Source organism: Carnobacterium divergens, assembly GCF_900258435.1.
GTDB classification, from domain to species: domain Bacteria; phylum Bacillota; class Bacilli; order Lactobacillales; family Carnobacteriaceae; genus Carnobacterium; species Carnobacterium divergens_A.
In genome coordinates this window covers 252,721-275,837 of the sequence record NZ_LT992558.1, presented here as the reverse complement: position 1 = coordinate 275,837, position 23,117 = coordinate 252,721, and the positions used below count along the sequence as shown (strand labels likewise).

20 protein-coding genes and 1 other annotated feature are annotated in these 23,117 nt (G+C 36.3%); of the genes, 19 read left to right on the top strand and 1 reads right to left on the bottom strand.

Annotated elements, in window-relative coordinates:
- Nucleotides 1-40 precede the first annotated feature (40 nt).
- The 3 genes from mnmE to CDIMF43_RS01820 all read left to right on the top strand — a co-directional run bounded on the left by mnmE (nucleotide 41) and on the right by CDIMF43_RS01820 (nucleotide 4,672).
- Nucleotides 41-1,429 (top strand): tRNA uridine-5-carboxymethylaminomethyl(34) synthesis GTPase MnmE, encoded by a 1,389-nt coding sequence (mnmE, locus tag CDIMF43_RS01830; RefSeq protein WP_162532895.1) that lies wholly within the window; start codon nucleotides 41-43, stop codon nucleotides 1,427-1,429.
- A 15-nt stretch (nucleotides 1,430-1,444) separates the two neighbouring features.
- Nucleotides 1,445-3,340, top strand: coding sequence for a tRNA uridine-5-carboxymethylaminomethyl(34) synthesis enzyme MnmG (gene mnmG, locus CDIMF43_RS01825; RefSeq protein WP_109841040.1), 1,896 nt, complete (start codon nucleotides 1,445-1,447; stop codon nucleotides 3,338-3,340).
- A 150-nt stretch (nucleotides 3,341-3,490) separates the two neighbouring features.
- Nucleotides 3,491-4,672 (top strand): Abi family protein, encoded by a 1,182-nt coding sequence (locus CDIMF43_RS01820; protein ID WP_109841039.1) that lies wholly within the window; start codon nucleotides 3,491-3,493, stop codon nucleotides 4,670-4,672.
- 196 nt (nucleotides 4,673-4,868) lie between these two features.
- Here CDIMF43_RS01820 and CDIMF43_RS01815 read toward each other — a convergent pair whose 3' ends face one another.
- Complete coding sequence (locus CDIMF43_RS01815; protein WP_109841038.1) at nucleotides 4,869-7,190, bottom strand: 5'-nucleotidase C-terminal domain-containing protein; 2,322 nt, start codon at nucleotides 7,188-7,190, stop codon at nucleotides 4,869-4,871.
- Nucleotides 7,191-7,536: 346 nt separating this feature from the next.
- Here CDIMF43_RS01815 and rsmG point away from each other — a divergent pair, with 346 nt between their 5' ends.
- The 16 genes from rsmG (at nucleotide 7,537) to CDIMF43_RS01735 (ending at nucleotide 22,796) form a co-directional block, all read left to right on the top strand.
- A complete protein-coding gene (gene rsmG, locus CDIMF43_RS01810) occupies nucleotides 7,537-8,253 on the top strand; it encodes a 16S rRNA (guanine(527)-N(7))-methyltransferase RsmG (protein WP_034572789.1) in 717 nt (238 codons plus the stop codon).
- A 95-nt stretch (nucleotides 8,254-8,348) separates the two neighbouring features.
- A complete protein-coding gene (gene noc / locus CDIMF43_RS01805; protein ID WP_074401248.1) occupies nucleotides 8,349-9,251 on the top strand; it encodes a nucleoid occlusion protein in 903 nt (300 codons plus the stop codon).
- Between the two features lie 135 nt (nucleotides 9,252-9,386).
- Entirely contained in the window at nucleotides 9,387-10,151 is a 765-nt protein-coding gene (locus CDIMF43_RS01800; RefSeq protein ID WP_034572797.1) for a ParA family protein, read from the top strand.
- Entirely contained in the window at nucleotides 10,141-11,031 is an 891-nt protein-coding gene (locus tag CDIMF43_RS01795) for a ParB/RepB/Spo0J family partition protein (RefSeq protein ID WP_034572800.1), read from the top strand. Before CDIMF43_RS01800 ends, CDIMF43_RS01795 begins: the two co-directional genes overlap by 11 nt.
- Before the next feature lie 31 nt (nucleotides 11,032-11,062).
- Entirely contained in the window at nucleotides 11,063-11,254 is a 192-nt protein-coding gene (locus CDIMF43_RS01790; protein WP_034572803.1) for a DUF951 domain-containing protein, read from the top strand.
- Between the two features lie 23 nt (nucleotides 11,255-11,277).
- Complete coding sequence (gene ychF / locus CDIMF43_RS01785; protein WP_074401247.1) at nucleotides 11,278-12,378, top strand: redox-regulated ATPase YchF; 1,101 nt, start codon at nucleotides 11,278-11,280, stop codon at nucleotides 12,376-12,378.
- A 36-nt stretch (nucleotides 12,379-12,414) separates the two neighbouring features.
- Nucleotides 12,415-13,104 carry a DUF1129 domain-containing protein gene (locus CDIMF43_RS01780; protein ID WP_034573896.1) on the top strand — a complete coding sequence of 230 codons (690 nt, stop codon included), beginning with the start codon at nucleotides 12,415-12,417 and terminating at the stop codon, nucleotides 13,102-13,104.
- Between the two features lie 163 nt (nucleotides 13,105-13,267).
- Entirely contained in the window at nucleotides 13,268-13,717 is a 450-nt protein-coding gene (locus tag CDIMF43_RS01775; RefSeq protein ID WP_109841037.1) for a DUF2798 domain-containing protein, read from the top strand.
- Between the two features lie 223 nt (nucleotides 13,718-13,940).
- Entirely contained in the window at nucleotides 13,941-15,422 is a 1,482-nt protein-coding gene (guaB, locus tag CDIMF43_RS01770; RefSeq protein ID WP_034572812.1) for an IMP dehydrogenase, read from the top strand.
- Between the two features lie 109 nt (nucleotides 15,423-15,531).
- Nucleotides 15,532-16,167 (top strand): TIM44-like domain-containing protein, encoded by a 636-nt coding sequence (locus tag CDIMF43_RS01765; RefSeq protein WP_109841036.1) that lies wholly within the window; start codon nucleotides 15,532-15,534, stop codon nucleotides 16,165-16,167.
- A 114-nt stretch (nucleotides 16,168-16,281) separates the two neighbouring features.
- Complete coding sequence (gene croR, locus CDIMF43_RS01760; protein ID WP_034572819.1) at nucleotides 16,282-16,971, top strand: response regulator transcription factor CroR; 690 nt, start codon at nucleotides 16,282-16,284, stop codon at nucleotides 16,969-16,971.
- Between the two features lie 49 nt (nucleotides 16,972-17,020).
- Nucleotides 17,021-18,157, top strand: coding sequence for a sensor histidine kinase (locus CDIMF43_RS01755; protein WP_109841035.1), 1,137 nt, complete (start codon nucleotides 17,021-17,023; stop codon nucleotides 18,155-18,157).
- Between the two features lie 179 nt (nucleotides 18,158-18,336).
- Complete coding sequence (locus tag CDIMF43_RS01750; protein ID WP_109841034.1) at nucleotides 18,337-19,662, top strand: serine hydrolase; 1,326 nt, start codon at nucleotides 18,337-18,339, stop codon at nucleotides 19,660-19,662.
- A 140-nt stretch (nucleotides 19,663-19,802) separates the two neighbouring features.
- Nucleotides 19,803-20,038: a binding site (T-box leader), on the top strand.
- 61 nt (nucleotides 20,039-20,099) lie between these two features.
- The gene (gene serS / locus CDIMF43_RS01745) at nucleotides 20,100-21,380 is read left to right on the top strand and encodes a serine--tRNA ligase (protein ID WP_074401242.1); all 1,281 of its coding nucleotides are present in this window, start codon (nucleotides 20,100-20,102) and stop codon (nucleotides 21,378-21,380) included.
- Between the two features lie 144 nt (nucleotides 21,381-21,524).
- Entirely contained in the window at nucleotides 21,525-22,055 is a 531-nt protein-coding gene (gene msrA, locus CDIMF43_RS01740) for a peptide-methionine (S)-S-oxide reductase MsrA (protein ID WP_074401241.1), read from the top strand.
- Between the two features lie 117 nt (nucleotides 22,056-22,172).
- Nucleotides 22,173-22,796, top strand: a complete 624-nt coding sequence (locus CDIMF43_RS01735) for a histidine phosphatase family protein (RefSeq protein WP_074401240.1) — start codon at nucleotides 22,173-22,175, stop codon at nucleotides 22,794-22,796.
- Nucleotides 22,797-23,117: the final 321 nt, after the last annotated feature.

The window sequence follows — 23,117 nt, the reverse complement described above, 5'->3', positions numbered from 1 at the left end:
GCACTTTTTTGGTGCAAAAAAATAAGAAGGAGTGAGTCTGTTGTCATTAGAATTTGATACAATTGCAGCTGTTTCAACGCCACCAGGTGAAGGTGCGATTGGAATTGTTCGCCTATCAGGCGACGAAGCATTAGCAGTTGCAGATAAAGTTTATCAAGCTGGGAAAAAACAATTAGCGGAAGTGCCGAGTCATACGATTCATTATGGACATATCATTGATCCGAAAAATAATGGTGTCATTGATGAAGTGATGGTTTCCGTTATGCGCGAGCCAAAAACTTTTACTAGAGAAGATGTGGTTGAGATTAATTGTCACGGAGGCATTACGTCAGTCAATCAAGTGTTGCAACTTGTCTTGCAAAATGGCGCTCGTTTGGCAGAACCAGGCGAATTTACGAAACGTGCTTTTCTAAATGGCCGAATCGATTTATCACAGGCAGAGGCCGTGATGGATTTGATACGTGCCAAAACGGATAAAGCGATGTATTTAGCTTTGCAACAGTTAGACGGCAATCTTTCGCAATTAATTCGCAACCTTCGTTCAGAAATTTTAGACACATTAGCGCAAGTAGAAGTGAATATTGATTATCCTGAATATGATGACGTAGAGACTCTGACTTCAAAACTTCTAGTTGAAAAAGCCTATCAAGTAAAGGCAAGCATCAATCAACTTTTACAAACAGCAAGCGAAGGGAAAATCCTTCGAGAGGGATTAGCAACGGCGATTATTGGTCGTCCAAATGTTGGGAAATCAAGCTTGTTGAATTTCCTTTTACAAGAAGACAAGGCAATTGTGACTGAAATTGCTGGGACAACGCGAGATATTATCGAAGAATATGTGAATGTTCGAGGCGTGCCATTAAAACTAGTCGATACTGCCGGAATTCGTGAAACAGAAGACATTGTGGAGCGTATTGGTGTGGAGCGTAGCCGTCAAGCTTTAAGCGAAGCGGACTTAGTCTTACTGGTTTTTAATCAAAATGAACCTTTAACAAATGAAGATCGATTGTTGATTGAAGCGACAAATGACAATCATCGCATCGTCATTTTAAATAAAATGGATTTGCCAAACCAATTGGATTTAGCTGAATTGGAATCATTGGTGGATCCAGAAAGTATTGTTAAAACATCTATTTTAACCAAATCGGGTATTGAAAGCTTAGAAAATAAAATTGCCGCATTGTTCTTTGCAGGAGCAACTGGGGAACGAGATGCTACGTATGTATCCAATGTTCGTCATATTGCTTTACTTCATGACGCAGAAGCAGCATTGGACGAAGTTATCAACGGAATTGAATCTGGCATGCCAGTAGATTTAGTTCAAATTGATATGACTCGTTGTTGGGATTTATTAGGTGAAATTACAGGAGACAGCGTTCAAGATGAATTATTAACGCAGCTCTTTAGTCAATTCTGTTTAGGTAAATAGGAAGGGAATGAGAAAATGGAACGATATGAAGCAGGTACATTTGATGTTATCGTAGTTGGAGCAGGACATGCAGGATCAGAAGCGGCGCTAGCAAGCGCACGAATGGGTGCAAGCACACTACTTTTAACCATCAATTTAGATATGGTGGCATTTATGCCATGTAATCCATCCGTTGGAGGTCCAGCAAAAGGCGTTGTAGTTCGTGAAATCGATGCTTTAGGTGGCGAAATGGGACGCAACATTGATAAAACATACATTCAAATGAGAATGTTAAATACAGGGAAAGGCCCTGCCGTGAGAGCTTTGCGGGCACAAGCCGATAAATTTCTTTACGCCAATGAAATGAAATATACAATTGAAAAGACGGACAACTTGATTTTACGTCAAGGAATTGCCGAAGATCTAATTATTGAAAATGGAATTTGTGAAGGAATCGTTACAAATACAGGCGCTATTTACCGTAGTAAAGCTGTGGTATTAACTGCTGGAACTTCTTCAAGAGGACAAATTATTATTGGAGAGTTAAAATATTCTTCTGGTCCAAACAACTCACAACCTTCTATTAAGTTATCTGAAAGCCTATTAAGAAATGGCTTTGAATTGGCCCGTTTTAAAACAGGAACACCGCCACGCGTAAAAGGTTCAACCATTGATTACAGCGTAACGGAAGAACAACCGGGAGATGAAAAACCAAATCATTTCAGCTATAAGACACCCGACAGTCTTTATTTAAAAGATCAATTGTCTTGCTGGTTAACGTATAGCAATGAAAAAACTCACGAAATCATTCAAGCGAATCTACACCGTGCGCCAATGTTTACAGGAATTGTAGAAGGAGTAGGCGCAAGATATTGCCCATCCATTGAAGATAAAATCGTCCGTTTTAGTGACAAACCAAGACATCAACTGTTTTTAGAACCAGAAGGTCGTAATACAGAGGAAGTCTATGTTCAAGGTTTATCTACCTCTTTACCAGAGGATGTTCAATTAGAAATGATCCGTTCAATCGAAGGATTAGAAAATGCAGAAATGATGCGAACAGGTTATGCGATTGAGTATGATGTGGTCGTTCCTCATCAACTGCGCCCCTCTTTAGAAACGAAAACCGTTGAGAATCTCTTTACTGCAGGTCAAATGAATGGAACTTCAGGCTATGAAGAAGCAGCGGGTCAAGGTTTGATGGCTGGGATTAATGCAGCCTTGAAAATTCAAGGAAAAGAACCCTTTATTATGAAGCGTAGCGACGGTTATATTGGCGTTATGATTGATGATCTGGTAACAAAAGGAACCAATGAACCTTACCGTTTATTAACGTCTCGCGCGGAATATCGCTTACTTTTACGTCACGACAATGCGGATTTCCGTTTAACAGAAATCGGACACGAGTTAGGTTTAGCAGACGAAGAACGTTACCAAACTTATTTGATTAAAAAAGCAGCTGTTGAAGCTGAAATCAAACGTTTAAATTCGGTTCGTTTAAAACCGCATGCTGAACTTCAAGCATTTTTAGTTGAAAAAGGTTCTTCCCCATTAAAAGACGGAATTTTGGCAGCAGACTTCTTACGTCGTCCAGAAATCAGTTATCAAGAAGTTGTTCAATTTGCCCCAGCAGAAATCGCCGTAGCAAAAGACGTTGCAGAGCAAGTTGAAATTCAAGTGAAATACGAAGGTTACATTCAAAAAGCCTTTGAAAAAGTGGCGAAAATGAAACGAATGGAATCAAAACGCATTCCAGAACGTATTGATTATGAAGCTATTAACGGCTTAGCAACAGAAGCCAAGCAAAAACTAATCAAAATCCAACCAGAAACCATTGCCCAAGCAAGTCGAATCAGCGGAGTAAATCCAGCCGATATTTCGATTTTGATGGTTTATATTGAGCAAGGTAAGATTGCGAAAGTAGAAGTTTAAAGTATAAAATATACCGATGCAAATTCTTTAGTTAGATGAATTTACATCGGTATATTTTTTGTTTTTAATAAAAATAATAGTAAATCGAATTGGCATTTAGAATAAAATGGGTTATTATAGTAGTTACAAATAATTTAGGAGAATATAAATATGAAACTAGATTTCGGTCAGATTAATCAATTAAAATCTTATAAATACCAAATGGTAGAAAAGATTAGTTCAGGATATAAGGACGAAATAAAAAGTAAGGATAAACTCCTTGTAGATAAAGTAAAAACTAAAAGTAAATTAAAAATAGACGAACAGATTAGATATTTAAATTTTAAGGGTATCCAGTTTAAAAATATTGATGAAAAATCAGCCCAAAGTATTCTGTCAAAAAATACTTATTATTACAAAATCACATCATTTAGAAAAAATTTTGAAAAGGATAGTAATGGAAAGTATGTTAATCTAGATTTTGGACATTTAAGTGACTTAGCAACAATAGATATGCACTTCCGCTATTTAGTTATGAAACTAACTTTAGATATTGAACACTCCATAAAAAGTAACCTTATAAATGCCATCACAGAGGGGGATGAAGATGGATACAGTATCATAGTAGACTATGATTTATATCAAAAAAACCTTATTAAACAAAAAATTATGAAAGATGGATCTAAAACTGAAGATGCAAAAAAACAAGAATGTCTAGATTTGGAAGAACGTTATATTGCTGTTGATAAAAAAATAATGGATAATAGTAATTCAAAAAGTTATTATCATGAGGATTTATATCAAAAAAGAGGTTCATCGCCAAGTATTTGGGTTTTAATTGAGCTTATGACATTTGGGCAGTTGGCGCAATTTTTGAAATTTTATACAGAAGAGAAAAAACACAATAGTAAATCTTTTAAAAATACGAGTGAATTTTTATATTTTGCTAAAAATATAAGAGATATAGCTGCCCATAGTAGGCCAATACTATTTAATATTGTTGAAGTAAATCAATTTCATAGTGAGTTGAAAGGTGGGCAAGTATATTCGTACAATTCTTCAAAAAAAAGAAACCCTAAGTTATCATTGAAGAATTATGCAATTTCTTCAGGTGTTAATAGACAAGATGCAGCTTTATATTTAACTAATTTTAAGATACATGATATTATTTCTGTACTATATTTACATCATCATTTAATTAAAGGTTCTATGAGAACTGAAAGATTGAAAGAAATGACTAGTTTCTGTAATAGATGTAAACGTAATGCAGTTACTTATGAATTGCATTTTGAATTGAAAAAAATATTTAAAATATATGAGCAAGTTATTGACTATTATGGAAAAGAATGTTAAATTTTATACAGATGAAAGAACCGTGTGAGGTTCGTCAATTATTAAGGGTAACAGCTTATTTTTGATTATGACAACAATTAAAATACCTAACACAAGCAACTTACATCATTGTTTGTGTTAGGTATTTTAATAATTTATAAGCTTAAAGAGTCTCATGTTGCATTCAAGTAAACTGAATGCAACATGAGACTCTTTTTTATACGATTTTTTTCTTTCTTAAAACCAACACAATTCCTCCGCCAAGCAAACCAGCACCAACAATAGCGCCAATCAATTGGACGTTCTCTCCTGTTTGAGGGAAGTCCTTTTCATCTTTTTTAGAGGAAGTCTTATCGGTTGTTACAGGTTTATCCTCATCTGTCTTTCCAGGTTTTTCTGGAGTTACGGGAGGCGTGCCTCCATTTTCATCAGGTTTTGGTGTCACAACATCCATTGCTAAAACGGTCTTTTCAAAGGGAACGCTGTATCCATTTTGATCGGTTACCGTTACTACTAAAACTTGATCTTTTTTCACGTCTAACGAAGAGATATCAACAGTGAAATCACCATTTGCATCGGCAATCGCTGTTGCGGGATTTAAACTACGTGTTTGAACCGCCTCTTTTACTTGAACGCTTATCGTTGCATTTGGAAGAGTTTTACCTGTATGTTGCGTATCTTTTTCTTTAATATCGGTTAAAACAGTCGCTGCATGAATTGCTGCAAGTGCATTTTTTTCATTTTCAGCAGCGATGTCCGCTTGAGAACGATACGTTTTACGTCCATCAACGGCAGCTGAAATAGTTTTTCCAGCAGCTTCTTGCGCTTTGAAATAGTTAATAAAGGTATCTGTATCAGAATCAATTGCACCGATTAATTTAGCGCCAGTAAAAGTTTTAAAGCCATCCCCGCCACCAAATAAGAAATCGTTAATTACGACACGATACGTTCCATTAGGATCAAGAGGTTCGCCATTTTCTTTAACTATTTGATGCACTTTGTAAGGGACAGTAGGATCATCCGTTTCCGTATAGGTATAACGTAAGCCTGATAACTGTAAGAAATACTTTCCATCTTCATCGTATTGTTCATTTAAGACATTTTCAATTTGAGTACCGGACATTTCCACGATTTGCAAAATATTGCCAAAGGGTTGAACATTTTGTGCGGCGCCCCAAGTAATGGTTTTGTCATCTTGGACTAGTAAATCTGCTCGAATTCCACCGTTATTTGTCATGGCGAAATCAACATGATTGCCATCTAAATTTGCCACAATGCGTTGCGCATCAGTGACCAAATTGCCTACTGGCGATTCATTTGCAGCGTTGACTTCACGAGACATTGTGCCAGCTTCAGTCGCAGTCCCAACTTTTTCATTTGTAACTTGAGTAACCAAGTTATCCGCTTCTTCAATAATTTGGCTGACAGCAGAATCAGGAACTACCGGAGTACCGTTTACGTCATTTGCCAAGACAGGAGTCACAACAGCGTCAGGAGTTTTAACAAAATCTTTCGTCACAGGATCTAGTTCGCCTGTCATATTAATGAAGGCTTTTCCTTGTGAGGTACTTTGGACAATGCGTGTGTTGTTCGCCAATCCGTTTGTAAATTGGTGATTGTGTCCTGCAAAAAGAGCATCTACACTATTTTCAGGATCAATGGCGTTGACCTTGTTAATTAATGTCGCAGCGTCGCCAACAGCCACATCATCGGTACTCGTTGCGGGTACATGAGCTAACACAACAATTGCGTTAACACCTTTATCTCTTAGCTCTTTTGAATATTTTGCAACGGTTTCAGCTTCATCTAAAAAATTATATTGTTCATAGTGCTTCTTCAACACTAAATTAGGGATTTCTGTAGTAACGATTCCGATAAAGCCAACTTCAACGGACTGTCCATTTTGGGAAATTAGCTTCGTTGTATAAGGTTTCCAATCAAAAGGAATGGCGCCAGTTTCTTTATCCGTCATATTTGCAATCACAATATCTGTTTTTGAAGCTTCACGTTGATAATTTTGTGTAATCTGATTGAACTGACCCGGTAATGGAGCCGTTCCAGTTAAAATTCGATTGTATTCAGCCAAACCTTCATCAAATTCATGATTTCCTAATGTTCCAACTTGAAAATTCATGCGGTTTAAGACTTTGATGGTAGGCTCATCTTGTAATAAGCCTGAATTTGCCGGGCTAGCTCCAACCATATCACCGGCTTGTACTCGAATCGTCGATCCTGTTGCATTTGTTTCTTTAAAGGTCTCTTCTGCTTGGTCTAAATAAGTCGCAAGCAAAGCAGCTTTTCCTGCATTTCTAAATGGTGTTCCATTAATATAGGCGGTTCCTGTCGTACTTAATGCACCGTGAAAATCATTAATGCCTAACAATTGAATTGGAAGAGTGGCAGTGGGGGCTTGTGCTACTGCGCCCGTGTCGGTTCCTCCTGTTTCATCAGCAGAAACAATTGCTGAAAAACTCCCCAAACTTGTTACAACTAAACCTAACAATACAACCTTACTAAAAAGAAGACTTGCTTTTTTCATTTCCAAATCCAACCCCTTAATTATTATGGTCCAACATGTAGAATTTTAACATTAAATGAATTTATCTACAATATAGTTCGTAAATAAAACGGTAACAATTTTATAATTGAGTTTAAATCATACAAAAAAAGCCCGATTAACGATTTTTTAAGAAAGTAGAGTTGAGGTTTTAAGCCTTGGAATTCTCGTTTCATTTATAAATAAAAAAATACCACCGAACAAAACATTAAAAATCAAAAAAAACAGCAAATAACCATTGCACTTCTTGGGCATTTGTATTAAAGTTAAACAGATAGAGTTGTGAAACAAAGTTGTGTTTCACGTTATCAAAAAGGAGCGTGAATTCATGAATCCAGAAGAATTTAAGGAAGCCTTACAAGAAAAGGGAATTCCACTAACTGAAAAACAAATGAACCAATTTAAACAATATCTGGTCCTTCTCCAAGAATGGAATGAGAAGATCAATTTAACAGCGATTACTGAAGAAGAAGAAGTGTACTTAAAGCATTTCTATGATTCGATTCTAGCTGGCGTGTATGTGGATTTTAATAACGGGGTCCAAAGCTTATGTGATGTAGGTGCTGGTGCTGGGTTTCCAAGCATCCCCCTAAAAATTGTCTTCCCAAAATTATCGGTGACAATTGTTGATTCATTAAATAAACGTATTCAATTTTTAAATACATTAGCAACTGAATTAGAATTAGAAGATGTGCATTTCTATCATGATCGAGCAGAAACTTTTGGTCAAAATAAACAGTTCCGTGAATCCTTTGATTTTGTAACAGCTAGAGCCGTTGCAAGGATGAGCGTCTTGTCTGAATTGTGCTTGCCATTAGTTAAAAAAGGCGGTTTATTTATCGCTTTGAAAGCTAGTAACAGCCACGCAGAAATGCAAGAAGGCGAACGAGCACTGTCATTATTAGGCGGAAAAGTTCGAGAAGATATTATTTGTGAATTGCCAAGAGATGCTGGCGAACGCCACATTATTTTGATTGATAAAAAGAAAGAAACACCAAAGGCGTATCCAAGAAAACCAGGAACACCTAACCGAAAACCTCTTTAACGTAATAAAAGAGAATCGGTTTCATCATAAAATTTTGCAAGACTAAACTACTTTTTGTTACAATAGTATCAAAGGAACTACAAGGAGAGAATAAAATGGCATTGTCGGATTTATTTGGTTCAGGAAAAGCAAAAAAGAAAACTGAAAAACGTGATGAAGTTGTGCCGGAAGTAGCCCTAGAAACTATTGAAAGCGAAGAGGCGCAGCAACAACTTGTTCAAAAACTACCCGTTGCACGTATTGTTCCAAATCGTTTTCAACCAAGAAAGATTTTTAATGAAGAAAAGCTGCAAGAATTGTCCAGAACGATTCATATTCATGGCTTAATTCAACCCATCGTTGTACGAGAGTATGCACCGGGAGAATACGAGATTATTGCTGGGGAACGACGTTTTAGAGCGATGCAAATTTTAGAGTGGGAAGAAGTTCCTGCGATTATCCAAGAAATGACCGATCCAGAAACAGCATCCGTTGCTTTGATTGAAAATCTGCAACGTGAAGAGTTGACATCAATTGAAGAAGCAAAAGCCTACCAAGGTCTGATTGAATTAAATGAAATTACCCAAGAAGCCTTAGCCCAACGTATTGGAAAAAGTCAGTCATTTGTTGCTAATAAGCTACGCTTGTTAAAGCTCTCAACACCTGTTCAACAAGCACTTTTAACAAAAGAAATTTCAGAACGACATGGCCGTAGCCTACTTGCTTTAAACGAAGAAGAGCAAAAAGAAGTTGTTGCTACAATAATTTCAGAAAAATTAACGGTAAAAGAAACGGAAGCCTTAGTTAAAAGTATAAAAGCTGACAAAGAAGAAAAAACACCCGCGAAGCCAAAAAAACGTAAAAAAGGCATTTCAAAAGACATTCGCCTTGCGTTAAATACAATTAAAAAATCAATCACTATGGTGAATGACACAGGAATTAAAATGAAGACAGAAGAAGAAGATTTAGAAGATGTCTATCGAATCACAATTGAAATTCCAAAAAAGAAAGATAAATAAAGAGCGATAAATGAACCATTTCATTTTGAAAAGATGCGCAGGAGAATAAAGGCATCTTTGCTTTTATTCTCCTATTTTTAATGGACAAAAATCGGGTCTCCTATTTAACGAGAGCCTAAAAACGGAGGAACAACAATGGCACGAATTATATCAGTTGCAAATCAAAAAGGTGGCGTTGGCAAAACGACGACTACTGTAAATTTAGGTGCATGTTTAGCTTATAACGGCAAAAAAATCTTATTGATTGATATAGATGCACAAGGAAATGCTACCAGTGGCTTAGGAGTCCGAAAAGCGGATGTTGAAAAAGATATCTATGACATCTTAGTCAACGAGACGCCCATCGAAGACGTTGTGATGCCGACATCAAGAGAAAATCTATGGATCGTGCCGGCAACCATTCAATTAGCAGGAGCAGAAATTGAACTAACGACTCAAATGGCAAGAGAATCACGATTGAAGCAAGCGATTCAAAAGGTTAAAGATCAATACGATTATATTTTAATTGATTGCCCACCTTCACTTGGTCATTTAACCATTAATGCATTTACAGCCAGCGATTCAATTCTGATCCCTGTTCAATGTGAATATTACGCATTAGAAGGATTAAGCCAACTTTTAAACACAGTCCGACTTGTCCAAAAACATTTCAATCCCGATTTGAAAATTGAAGGCGTGTTATTAACGATGCTGGATGCTAGAACAAATCTAGGCTATGAAGTCGTTGATGAAGTGAAAAAATATTTCCGCGAGCGCGTGTATAAAACAATTGTGCCACGTAATATCCGTTTATCAGAAGCACCAAGTCATGGCTTATCGATCATTGATTACGATCCACGTTCAAGAGGAGCAGAGGTTTACCTAGAATTGGCAAAGGAAGTGTTAGCAAATGGCGAATAAAAATAGCAAAGGCTTAGGCCGCGGAATAGATGCGCTTTTTGGCGATTACACTGAGCTAGAAGAAATTGATGTGAACAGTGAAGTCGTAAAAGAGATTTCCTTAGAAGAAATCAGACCAAATCCTTACCAACCAAGAAAAATATTTGATGAAGAAGCATTGAATGAATTAGCCGATTCCATTCGTTCTTCAGGAGTATTTCAACCGATTATTTTAAGAGAATCAACAGTCAAAGGCTATGAAATCATTGCCGGTGAGCGTCGTTTTAGAGCCTCTAAATTAGCAGGAAAGGCAACCATTCCAGCGATTATTCGTGTCTTTGATGAAGAGCGAATGATGGAAGTAGCGGTGTTGGAAAACTTACAAAGAGAAGACTTGACCTCTCTTGAAGAAGCAGAAGCCTATGATATGCTGATGAAAAAGCTAAAATTAACCCAAGAAGAAGTGGCAAAACGTCTAGGCAAGAGTCGCCCTTACATTGCAAATTATTTACGTTTACTAGGTTTGCCTGATGGCGTCAAAAAAATGCTTCAAAATGAAGAAATCTCAATGGGACAAGCAAGAACATTACTAGGATTAAAAGATAAAAAACAAATCAGCAAAATTGCCAATCGAGTTGTTCGAGATAACTTAACGGTTCGCCAGTTGGAGCAATTAGTGATTCAATTGAACCAACCAAAAGAAAAAGCTCAAGACAAGCCAAAAGCTGAAAAAAAACCTTATTATATCCGAGAAAGTGAAGAACGTTTGATGGATAAATTCGGTACAGCTGTTCAAATCAGCGAAAAAGGCGAAAAAGGAAAAATCGAAATCGAATACCTTTCTGTTGACGATTTAACTAGAATTCTAGATATTTTAGAAATTCAATTTGAAGACGAATAGATCATTTTTAAGATAGAGTGGGTGGGGGAAAATGTATCAATTAAACGATATTGTCGAAATGAAGAAGCCACATCCATGTGGAACCAATCGCTGGCAAATTATTCGAATGGGCATGGATATTCGGATTAAGTGTGAAAAATGTGGACATATGGTTTTAATGCCACGAAGAGAATTTGAAAAGAAAATGAAAAAAATACTCGTTTCAGCAGAAACAATTAACTAAAGAAAAGGAATGTGTGACTAAAAATGGCATTAACAGCAGGAATTGTAGGCTTACCAAACGTAGGAAAATCAACACTATTTAACGCAATTACAAAAGCAGGAGCAGAAGCGGCAAACTATCCCTTCGCGACAATTGACCCTAATGTGGGCATGGTTGAAGTACCAGATAAACGCCTAGACCGTATTACACAATTGATTACCCCTAAAAAGACGATTCCAACGACTTTTGAATTTACTGATATCGCAGGAATCGTAAAAGGCGCTAGTAAAGGTGAAGGATTAGGGAATAAATTCTTAAGTCATATCCGTCAAGTAGACGCGATTTGTCACGTTGTACGCTCGTTTGATGATGAAAATATCACTCACGTAGATGGACGAGTAGATCCATTAGCAGATATTGAAACGATTAACTTAGAGTTGGTTTTAGCAGATTTAGAATCTGTAGAAAAACGAATTGCTCGTGTAGCAAAAGTTGCAAGAACAAAAGATAAGGACGCTGTTGCCGAATTAACAGTGCTAGAAAAAATCAAACCTGTTTTAGAAGCAGGCCAATCAGCAAGAAGCATTGAATTTTCAGAAGATGAATTGCCACTAGTAAAAAGCTTATTTTTACTAACAACGAAACCTGTTTTATACGTAGCGAACGTTGGAGAAGAAGACGTTGCAGATCCATCAAATAACGAATACGTTAAACAAGTAAAAGAATTTGCTGCAAGTGAAAATTCAGATGTTATTGTGATTTGTGCAAGAGCAGAAGAAGAAATCGCTGAGTTAGAAGACGAAGAAAAAGCAGAATTCTTAGAAGAAATGGGTATTGCAGAATCTGGTTTAGACCAATTGATTCGTACCGCTTACCACTTATTAGGATTAGCAACTTACTTTACAGCAGGTGAAAAAGAAGTTCGTGCTTGGACTTTTAAACAAGGAATGACAGCGCCGCAAACAGCGGGAATTATCCATTCTGATTTTGAACGAGGCTTTATCCGTGCTGAAACGTATTCATTTGAAGATTTAGATAAATACGAAAGTCTGCAAGCAATCAAAGAAGCAGGACGCTTACGCTCAGAAGGAAAAGGCTACATTGTACAAGACGGAGACATTATGGAGTTTCTATTTAACGTCTAGTAGGTGAGGAAAGACTTGAAAGGGGCTATCAAAACAGTGGAACATGAAGAATTAGTAAACGTAAAAGCAGAAAATGAAGCATTACAAGCCAAATTAACAAAGCGTAATGAACAATACATGATGGGGTTAGACAAAGCCTTAACCGCAGCGAACTTGTCTGAGGAACGTAAAACAGAAATTTACAGCGAAATGCTGCCACATTTAGTAGAAGGTCAAAAAACAGGTCAAACCGCACGCCAAATTTATGGAACGGTGACGGAACAAACGTCAGCTTTACTAGATGGACCTAGAAAAGCCACAGCACCAGTTGGTCAATCAAAAGATTGGATGATTGCGTTAGATGGTGGGTTAATGATGGTTGCGTTGCTTTCCTTAATTACAGGAGTTTCAAGTCTTTGGGGAAAAGCACAACAAGGAGCAGAGATGGGCATTATTACGTTGTTGATTAACTTCCTTGCGGGGGGAATCGTCATTTTACTAATCTCTAAAAATGCACCTAATCGTTATGCGAAAGAGAAGAAAAAAGGCGGATTTTTCCGTTACATCTTAATTATTGGGGTGGCCATGCTTGCGTGGATGTTCTTGATGACAGCTTCAATGGCATTCTTACCAGCGTCAATTAACATGAGTCTGCCACCAATTGGGTATCTTATTGTTGCAGCAGCAGCATTTGGTGCAAAATTATACTTTAAACGTAAATGGAATATCCAAGGTGGGTTCTTTTAACCACTAGCTTATTTTTAAAACCGCTAAGATCTCGTACTCACGGGACTTAGCGGTTTTTTTGTTGGAGCTAACTACTAGTAATCTTAAGGAAATCTTAACTTATGAAGAAAAATTGAAACTGATACACTAGATAGGCAAGTAAAAAATTGGAGGTTAACGAACGATGTATCAGAACACAAGAGAAAAGCTTATTTTTACAGGATTAATGTGTGGAGTTATGGTGTTTTTAATGAGTGCATTTAACATCATTTTACAAGTAGGATTCAACTGGACGGCTGTTACAACTATTTTAAAAGGATTTATCCCTATTTTTATCATTGGGTTTTTATTAGATCTCTTCGTAATTGGAAAATTTGCTAAAGCAATGCAAAGTAAAATGGTGAAACCCGATGCACCTATTATGAAGCAAATTTTTGCAATGCAATTTTTTATGGTATTTGGTATGTGTATTTGCATGACGACTCTAACAACGTTTATGCATTTTGGTTTTACTGGCACAGAGGTGTATCAGATTTTAGCTATTACGATTGCGCGTAATTTTGTTGTGGCGCTCATTTTGCAAGTTTTTGTTGCAGGTCCAATTGTTCGCAACGTGGCACAACGAATTTATTAAGTAAAAAAACAACATGGAACAGTTAGAAATAAGACAGAAAGAAACCTAAAAAGCGGAGTGTTTTCTCATCTTTCTTTCATAAAAGTCTGTGATTTTACATTTTTTTCAATTGTAAGAGAATTCATAGCCATAAAGGCTTGACGAAGGCCAGATTCTCTGTTATTTTTGTAATTAAAATCTAATTCAAATTGAATCAAAAAAATCGAAGGAGTGGTTGTTTAAGATGTCTAACTGGGAAACGAAATTTGCTAAAGAAGGCTATACATTTGATGATGTACTATTAGTTCCAGCAGAAAGCCATGTGTTACCAAATGATGTGGATATGAGTGTTCAACTTGCGAAGAATTTGAAGCTGAATATTCCATTGATGAGTGCAAGTATGGATACTGTAACAGATTCAAAAATGGCGATTGCCATGGCGCGTCAAGGTGGTTTGGGAGTTATTCATAAAAATATGAGTATCCAAGAGCAAGCAGATGAAGTTCGCAAAGTAAAACGTTCAGAAAGTGGCGTTATTATTGATCCATTTTTCTTAACACCCGTTCATTTAGTATCTGATGCAGAAGAGTTGATGGGACGTTACCGCATTAGTGGTGTACCAATTGTCAATAATATGCAAGATCGAATTCTAGTAGGAATTTTAACCAACCGTGATTTACGCTTCGTAACAGATTACAGCATTAAAATTGAAGAAGTCATGACGAAAGATAAGCTTGTGACCGCTCCAGTTGGAACTTCATTAAAAGATGCTGAAAAAATCTTACAACAACATAAAATTGAAAAATTACCAATCGTTGATGAAAAAGGCCGCTTAAGTGGGTTGATTACCATCAAAGATATTGAAAAAGTAATCGAGTTCCCTAATGCCGCTAAAGACGAGCATGGACGCTTGTTAGCAGCTGCAGCTGTTGGAGTGACAAGTGATACGTTTGAACGCGCAGAAGCGTTATTAGAAGCCGGTGCAGACGCAATTATTATAGATACTGCTCATGGACACAGTGCAGGGGTTATTCGTAAGATTAAAGAAATTCGTGAACAGTTCCCAGAAGCGACATTAGTTGCCGGAAATGTTGCAACAGGCGAAGCAACTCGTGCCTTATATGACGTTGGTGTTGATGTAGTAAAAGTTGGGATTGGACCTGGTTCAATTTGTACGACACGTGTCGTTGCAGGTGTTGGTGTACCTCAATTAACAGCTATTTATGATGCAGCAGAAGTTGCTCGTGAATACGGCCGTACGATTATTGCAGATGGCGGAATCAAATATTCAGGAGATATCGTTAAAGCTCTTGCAGCAGGCGGACACGTTGTTATGTTAGGGAGTATGCTAGCAGGAACAGACGAGTCACCAGGTGAATTTGAAATATTCCAAGGTCGTCGTTTTAAAACATACCGTGGAATGGGCAGCTTAGGCGCGATGGAAAAAGGATCAAGCGATCGTTATTTCCAAGGCGGTACAAACGAAGCCAACAAATTAGTTCCAGAAGGTATTGAAGGTCGCGTTGCCTATAAAGGAAGCGCAAGCGACATTATTTTCCAAATGATGGGCGGATTAAAAGCTGGAATGGGCTATGTAGGTGCAGCTGACCTTAAGTATTTAAGAGACGAAGCTCAATTTATTCGTATGAGTGGTGCTGGTTTACGTGAATCACATCCACATGACGTACAAATTACCAAAGAAGCACCGAACTATTCAGTGCAATAAATAATAATCAAAAAAATCTCTTTGAATTTAAAAGAGATTTTTTTTGCTTTTAATAAAACGTCCGTTACTTTATAATGGATGTAAGTTTTATAAGGAGGGGGAAACAAATTTGAAAAAAATACTTAGCTTTTTAGTTGTCTGTGTAAGTCTGCTCATCAATATGCCGATAGTGGCTTCGGCTGTAGCTGGTGGAGGAGATGCTACATACTATGATGGGGGAAACAGCTATAATGGAAATGACACTAATTATTCAGACGATTCTTCAGATGGAGAAATGTCTGCAGGCGCAGCCATACTCTTAATAATAGGATATGGGATTTCCTATTTATTCAAATCTAATCAAAAAAATAATGATGGAACGATCGAACATGCAATCAGCAAGCGCATTGAAGAGGCTTTTTGTTCGATTCAAAATGCGTGGACTAAAGATAAATTGGAGTTAGCGAGGAGCTACTATTCACAAGATTTATACCTTGACCATCAACGAATGTTGGTGGAAATGAGAAAAGAGGATCTTCGAAACTATGTATTAAATGTAAGAGTCAAAAAAATACATCATTTTAAAATGATTGAAAAAGATCAGAAGTTTTCAGTTAAAATTGAAGCCAGTTTGATTGACTACACTGTAGATGCGGTTACGGACAAATTGATTAGTGGTCGTCGCTATGAAAAAGGAATGATTTCTCAAACTTGGATATTTAGCAAAGATATCAAAAATGAATGGGTTGTCGTTTCTATTCAATAAGGTTTGTTTCGTTAGTTTAACCAATAATCAGTAGATATTTAACAAAAACTTTAGTACTTTCTGTTATGATAGAAGAAAGAATTAAAAATAAACCGCCATACAAGGAGAACTATTATGAAAATATTAGTCGTTGATGATGATAAAGAGATTGTTGAATTATTAAGTATCTATATAAAAAATGAAGGCTATGAAGTTGAAAAAGCATATAACGGCAAAGAAGCAATGACAAAAATTATGACCACACCAGATATCGACTTAATGGTGTTAGATGTGATGATGCCTAAAATGGATGGAATCGAAGTAGTTAAAGCATTACGCAAAGACTCGCAAATGCCTGTTTTAATGTTAAGTGCGAAAACAACCGATATGGATAAAATCCAAGGATTGATTACTGGAGCAGACGATTACGTAGCCAAACCTTTTAACCCTTTGGAAGTCATGGCACGTATCAAATCATTATTAAGAAGAAGCAATTATCAAGTGACACAAGACGAACCAGATGTTCTAGAAATCGGTCCGCTAATTATTCAAAAAGATTCACATGAAGTCACAACGATTCATGGAAAATCAATCCAATTAACTGCCTTAGAATTTGGAATCTTGCACTTACTAGCTAGCCACCCAAATCGCGTTTTTAGTGCAGATGAAATTTTTGAACGCGTCTGGCAACAAGAAAGCTTAGTATCAGCTAAAACAGTCATGGTTCATGTGAGCCATTTGCGCGACAAAATCGAAGAAGCAACTGATGGCGAAAAAGTCGTACAAACTGTTTGGGGCGTAGGTTATAAAATCGAAGATCGATAAAATTTGTACTTGGCAACCAGTTCTATGATTGAGGAGATGAAACAAAAAGTTGAAGTTAACTAGAAAAGAAAAAAGCGAATTGATATTTGAAGGATTTATTACAGTAGGTTTGATTTACTTACTCTATTTAGCTGTTTTAATCATTTTTGATCGCTTTGTGTACACCTCACCAGACCTAGTCAATAATATTTGGATTTTTAAAAATTCATTTACAATTGGAGAACGCCAAGTTCACTCATACAAATTGATTTTTGTTACTCTGTTAGTTATTGTGGCAATGATTGTTTTATTCTGGCGCTTAAAACGTCGTTACAAACAAATGCAATTACGTCATGTTATTAGCGAGTTGCATTACATTGCAGAAGGTCATTACGATCATCGCATTCCTTTTGAATTAAGTGGCGACATGAATAAAGTTATCGACAGTATCCATGTGTTAGTGGATAGTACCGTGAGCGCAATGGAAGAAGAGCGTAAGATTGAGCAATCGAAAGATGAGCTGATTACGAACGTCTCTCATGATATCCGCACGCCTTTAACTTCTATTATTGGTTATTTGGGATTAATCGAGGATAAACAATATCAAAGTCAAGAGGAACTTCTAAAATACACACATACAGCATACATTAAAGCCAAACAAATGAAAATCTTAGTTGAAGATCTATTTGAGTACACAAAAGTTCGTCAACATACAACACCATTAAATCTTACCCAGTTTGACATGGTAAAACTATTAGAGCAATTAGCAGCTGATTTTGAATTAGATGCTAAGAAAAAAAATATGGTCATTGAAGTGATTCAACCAGACTCTGAAATTATGATGGAAGCTGATACCGAAAAAATTGTACGTGTTTTTAACAATTTGATTTCCAATGCATTAAAATATGGCGTTGGCGGTAAAAAAATCAGTATTGAAGCACAAAAAGTAGGGAAAGAAGTCATTATTTCAGTCAGCAACGATGGGCCAGAAATTCCAGAAGCTTCATTAAACCAATTATTTGATCGTTTTTATCGCGTAGAAGAATCACGTTCACAAGAAACAGGCGGAACAGGCTTAGGCTTAGCGATTGCACAAAGTATCGTCGCACTACATGGCGGGTACATTTATGCGAAATCAGATAAAGACTTAACCCGTTTTGTGTTGCACTTACCACTAAAACAAGTACAAAACAGTGAAACAAAATAATGTTTCACGTGAATCAATTTAGTTTAAAAAGCTAAGAATAGCAAGATTAATCTTAGCTTTTTAATTTGTTTTAAAAGATAAAAAGAGTCCGTTTAATTTCACAAAAAAACTTGTTTTTTAGCGATAATTTCGCTAACATAGAGAAGTCAATAAAAACGATATTGAGGAGAATTTATTACATGAAAAAAATAAATAAATACGGCATAATTTTTGCTGTAGCATTAATGATAGGAACTATTTTTCCATCGTTCATGATGGGCGCTCAAACAGCTTCAGCTGCTGAAGCACCAGAAATCAATGCGGCAGCTGCATTTGCAATTGAAGCGAAGACAGGAAAAGTATTAGTGAACAAAAATGGCGATGAAAAATTAGGCATTGCATCAATGACTAAAATGATTACAGAATACTTAGTTTTAGAAGCCATTAAAGACGGAAAATTAAAATGGGATCAAAAAATCACCATTGATGAGTACAGCTACAAAACAAGTCAAAATTCTGAATTATCAAATGTTCCATTACGATTAGGTGAGCAATATACCGTAAAAGAATTGTATGAAGCAATGGCGATTTACTCCGCTAACGCAGCTGCCATCAGTTTGGCACAAGCTGTTTCAGGAAGTGAACCACAATTTGTTGATGCGATGCGTGAAAAAGTTATTTCATGGGGAGCAAAAGCAGAAGACATTCATTTAGTAAACGCGACAGGGTTAACAAACTCTGACTTAAACGGCAATATTTATCCAGGAAGTGCCGAAACAGATGAAAATATGATGACAGCACGTGATATGGCAATTGTTGCGCAACATTTATTAAACGATTTCCCAGAAATAATCGAAACAGCGAAAATTCCAACTTTAGACTTCAGAAAAGGAACGTCGGATGAGATTCATATGGAAAACTGGAACTGGATGTTACCTGGCTTAATTTATGCACGTGACAACGTCGATGGATTAAAAACCGGAACAACTGATTTTGCAGGGGCCTGTTTTACTGGAACTGCTGAAGAAAATGGCATGAGAGTTATTACTGTTGTAATGAATGCAGGCGATGGCCAAACGAATAAAGGTGCTCGTTTTGAAGAAACAGCTAAAATGATGGATTACGCTTTTGATAATTTTGAAATGAAAGAATTAGTCAAAAAAGGTGACACAAATAAAGCTTTAAAAGCTATTAACGTAGCAAAAGGGAAAGAAGATAGTGTGAAATTAGTAATGGATGCTAACGTAAACGCGATCGTTCAAAAAGATACAGATGTTAAGAATTTAAAAGTGACCTACACTGAAAAAGAAGGCTTACTGAATGACGATAAAGAATTAGTAGCTCCTATTAAAAAAGGAATGGAAGTTGGAACAGCTCAAGTAGCACCAATTAACGATACTTTAGGCTATATCAACGGTGCGACAGGACAAGAAGTAAAAGTAGTAACAGCATCAGAAGTTGAAAAAGCTAATTTCTTTGTTTTAACAGGCCGAGGAATTAAATCTTTTTTCACTAATTTATTTTAATCATTAGAAGGAGCAACCAGTTAAAAAGGTTGCTTTTTTTTATTGGAAAAGTTTAGGTAGGATAAATTTTTGAAAATAGATTTTTAGATTGCATTTTTCTCGTTACTTAGGTATGATAAGAACACAGAAAGTAAATAAAGTCGAACGTCAGTAGCGTGACATAGTAAATCAAATAAATACAAGTAGAGAGTCAGTGGTTGGTGAAAACTGATGGTTTGTTTTTTTGAATCCCTCACGCGAAGTAAACAATGAACCCATTTGGCCCAAATTGTTTCGGAATCAGTCCGTTATCAAACTGTTATTGAGTGTAGATACATGTTGTAGTGTGTCTAAATTTGGGTGGTACCGCGAATTTTCGAGCCATTTCGTCCCATAAGTGTATATGTGGATGGAAGGGCTCTTTTTATTTTTATTAAAAACAGAAAGGAAGATGAACCATGTTAGATATTAAACGTTTAAGAAGTGACTTTACAACCGTAGAAGCAAAATTAGCAACTAGAGGTGTAAAAAAAGAATTATTAGAAAATTTTGTCCTATTAGACAATAAGCGTCGTGAATTAATTGTCGAAACTGAAAATTTAAAAAAATACCGTAATGAAGTATCAGGTGCGATTGCAACGTTAAAACGTAACAAGGAAAATGCAGATGATAAAATTACAGAAATGCGTGAAGTTGGCGATAAAATAAAAGGATTAGATGAAGAATTAACAGCTATTGATGAAAGCATTAATGAAATTGCTGCAGGATTGCCGAATCTACCTAATGATTCTGTACCAATCGGTAAAGATGAAGAGGATAATGTAGAAGTACGCCGTTGGAGCGAACCTGCTACATTTGATTTTGAACCAAAAGCCCACTGGGATATTGCTGAAGAATTAGATATATTAGATTTTGAACGTGGAGCGAAAGTATCAGGAAGTCGCTTTGTATATTACAAAGGGCTAGGAGCAAGACTGGAACGTGCCTTGTATAATTTTATGCTAGATTTACACACTGGGGAACATGGTTACCAAGAGATGTTAACTCCTTATTTAGCTAATAGTAGATCAATGTTTGGAACAGGTCAATTTCCAAAGTTCAAAGAAGATGTTTTCCAGATTGAAAACGAAGATTTAACGATGATTTCAACAGCAGAAATTACCTTAACTAACTATTACCGTGATGAATTTATCCCAACTGAACAATTGCCTGTTTATTTTACAGCTCTAAGCCCTGCATTCCGTTCAGAAGCAGGTAGCGCAGGACGTGATACTCGTGGGTTAATCCGTTTACATCAATTTAATAAAGTAGAGATGGTAAAATTCAGTAAGCCTGAAACGTCATATGATGAATTAGAAAAAATGACTCATGATGCCGAAACAGTTTTACAAAAATTGAATTTGCCATACCGAGTATTGGCTTTATGTACAGGAGACATGGGTTTTTCAGCTGCTAAAACGTATGATTTAGAGGTTTGGATCCCAGCACAAGAAACTTTCCGTGAAATTAGCTCATGTTCAAACTGTGAAGATTTCCAAGCGCGCCGTGGGATGATTCGTTACCGCAATGACGAAGGAAAAACAGACTATGTTCATACGTTAAACGGATCAGGTTTAGCAGTAGGAAGAACATTTGCAGCAATTTTAGAAAACTACCAACAAGCAGATGGATCAGTCAAAATTCCAGAAGTATTAGTTCCTTATATGGGTGGCGTTACAGAAATCCGTAAACCAAAATAATTATTACCGAAGACTCTCTTTCCTTTTAATAAGGAGAGGGAGTTTTTTTTAGGTCACTTATTTTTATCAAGGCGAATTCATTGTCACTTACTCTTAAGATGCTATACTTAAATTGTTATTTATATAGAAGAAAGGGGTAGTATGATGAGTGAAAAACAATTAGAAAAAGCAATATTTGCTGGAGGCTGTTTTTGGTGCATGATAAAACCTTTTGATACAGAGCCTGGTATTGTTTCTGTAGTGGCAGGTTATACAGGAGGTCATACGACGGCACCAACTTATCGAGAAGTTTGTAGCGAAACCACAGGACATACAGAAGCTGTTGAGATTACCTTCGATCCGACAATTTTTAGCTATCAGCAATTAGTTGAAATTTATTGGAGACAAACCGATCCGACAGATGCCAGCGGTCAATTTGCAGATAGAGGTTCATCCTATCGACCTGTCATATTTTATTTAAATGAAGAACAACGAAAGGTTGCAGAAGCATCCAAACAAGCACTAGCTGAAAGTGGCCGTTTTAAAGCGCCAATAGTAACAACGATAGAACCTGCTAAACCATTCTATCCAGCTGAAGACTACCACCAAGACTATTACAAAAAAAATCCCTCTCACTATAACGGTTACCGACAAGGTTCAGGACGAGGTCCATTTCTTGAAGAAAACTGGAAATAAAGTAGTAAAGAAGATAAGTTAATTATCTTCTTTTTATTTTTCCTTCTATATATAGTTCATTTCAAGATACTGAAAAATTGTGATAGACTAAAGAGTAGAAAATAGGAGTGTGATGAAATGACAAAATTGTATTTTGTTAGACATGGAAAAACAGAATGGAATCTAGACGGACGTTTCCAAGGAGGAACCGGGGATTCAGCCCTTTTAGAAGAATCATTAAAAGACGCGACTTTAACAGGGAAAGCCTTAAAAAATATAGAATTTAAACAAATCTATGTAAGCCCACAAAAGCGTGCAAAAGATACAGCTAAATTAATTTTAGCTGAAAGAGAAGAAAGTATCCCTTTAATAGAAGAAAAGGACTTGAGAGAGTTTGGTTTTGGCGAATGGGAAGGCAAGCATTTTTCATATGCCTTAGAAACTGAACCAGAAGAGTTCCATCATTTAAGAGAACAACCTGAAAAGTACAATCCAACTAATTTTGGTGGCGAAACATATCCATCCTTAATTGAACGTAGCTTAAATGTAATTCATACTGCATTGAAAGAACATTCAGATGAAAATTTATTATTTGTTGCTCATGGAGTAACATTAACAGCAATCATCCAAAGTCTTTTAGGAGCAGAAATTAAAGATATCCGATCAAATGGTCTAATGAGTAATACAAGTATTTCTGTTTTAGAAGTTAAAAATACAACGACAACCTTGATAAAATGGGATGATACAGATCATTTAAGCTAAAATGTATATTTAAAAATAGAAATCAATTTTTATTCATAAATAAATAAAGAAAATAATTGAGAGGTAAGACGAACTATATCGTGAGTATGTTTGATTTTAGTTCGTTTTAACTTGCTAAATCATAACCTAATAAATAGAATAGATTAAATTGTTCATGTTTTTGAAATTCTTTTATTTTTTTAACAAAAAGTGTTGACGAACCTTGATATACCTGTTATATTTATACATGTCGCTAGGACGTAACAACAACTTAGCGAAAAAGAAAATTAAAAAAGTTGTTGACACAAACTTCTAAACGTGCTAATATATAGAAGTTGTCAA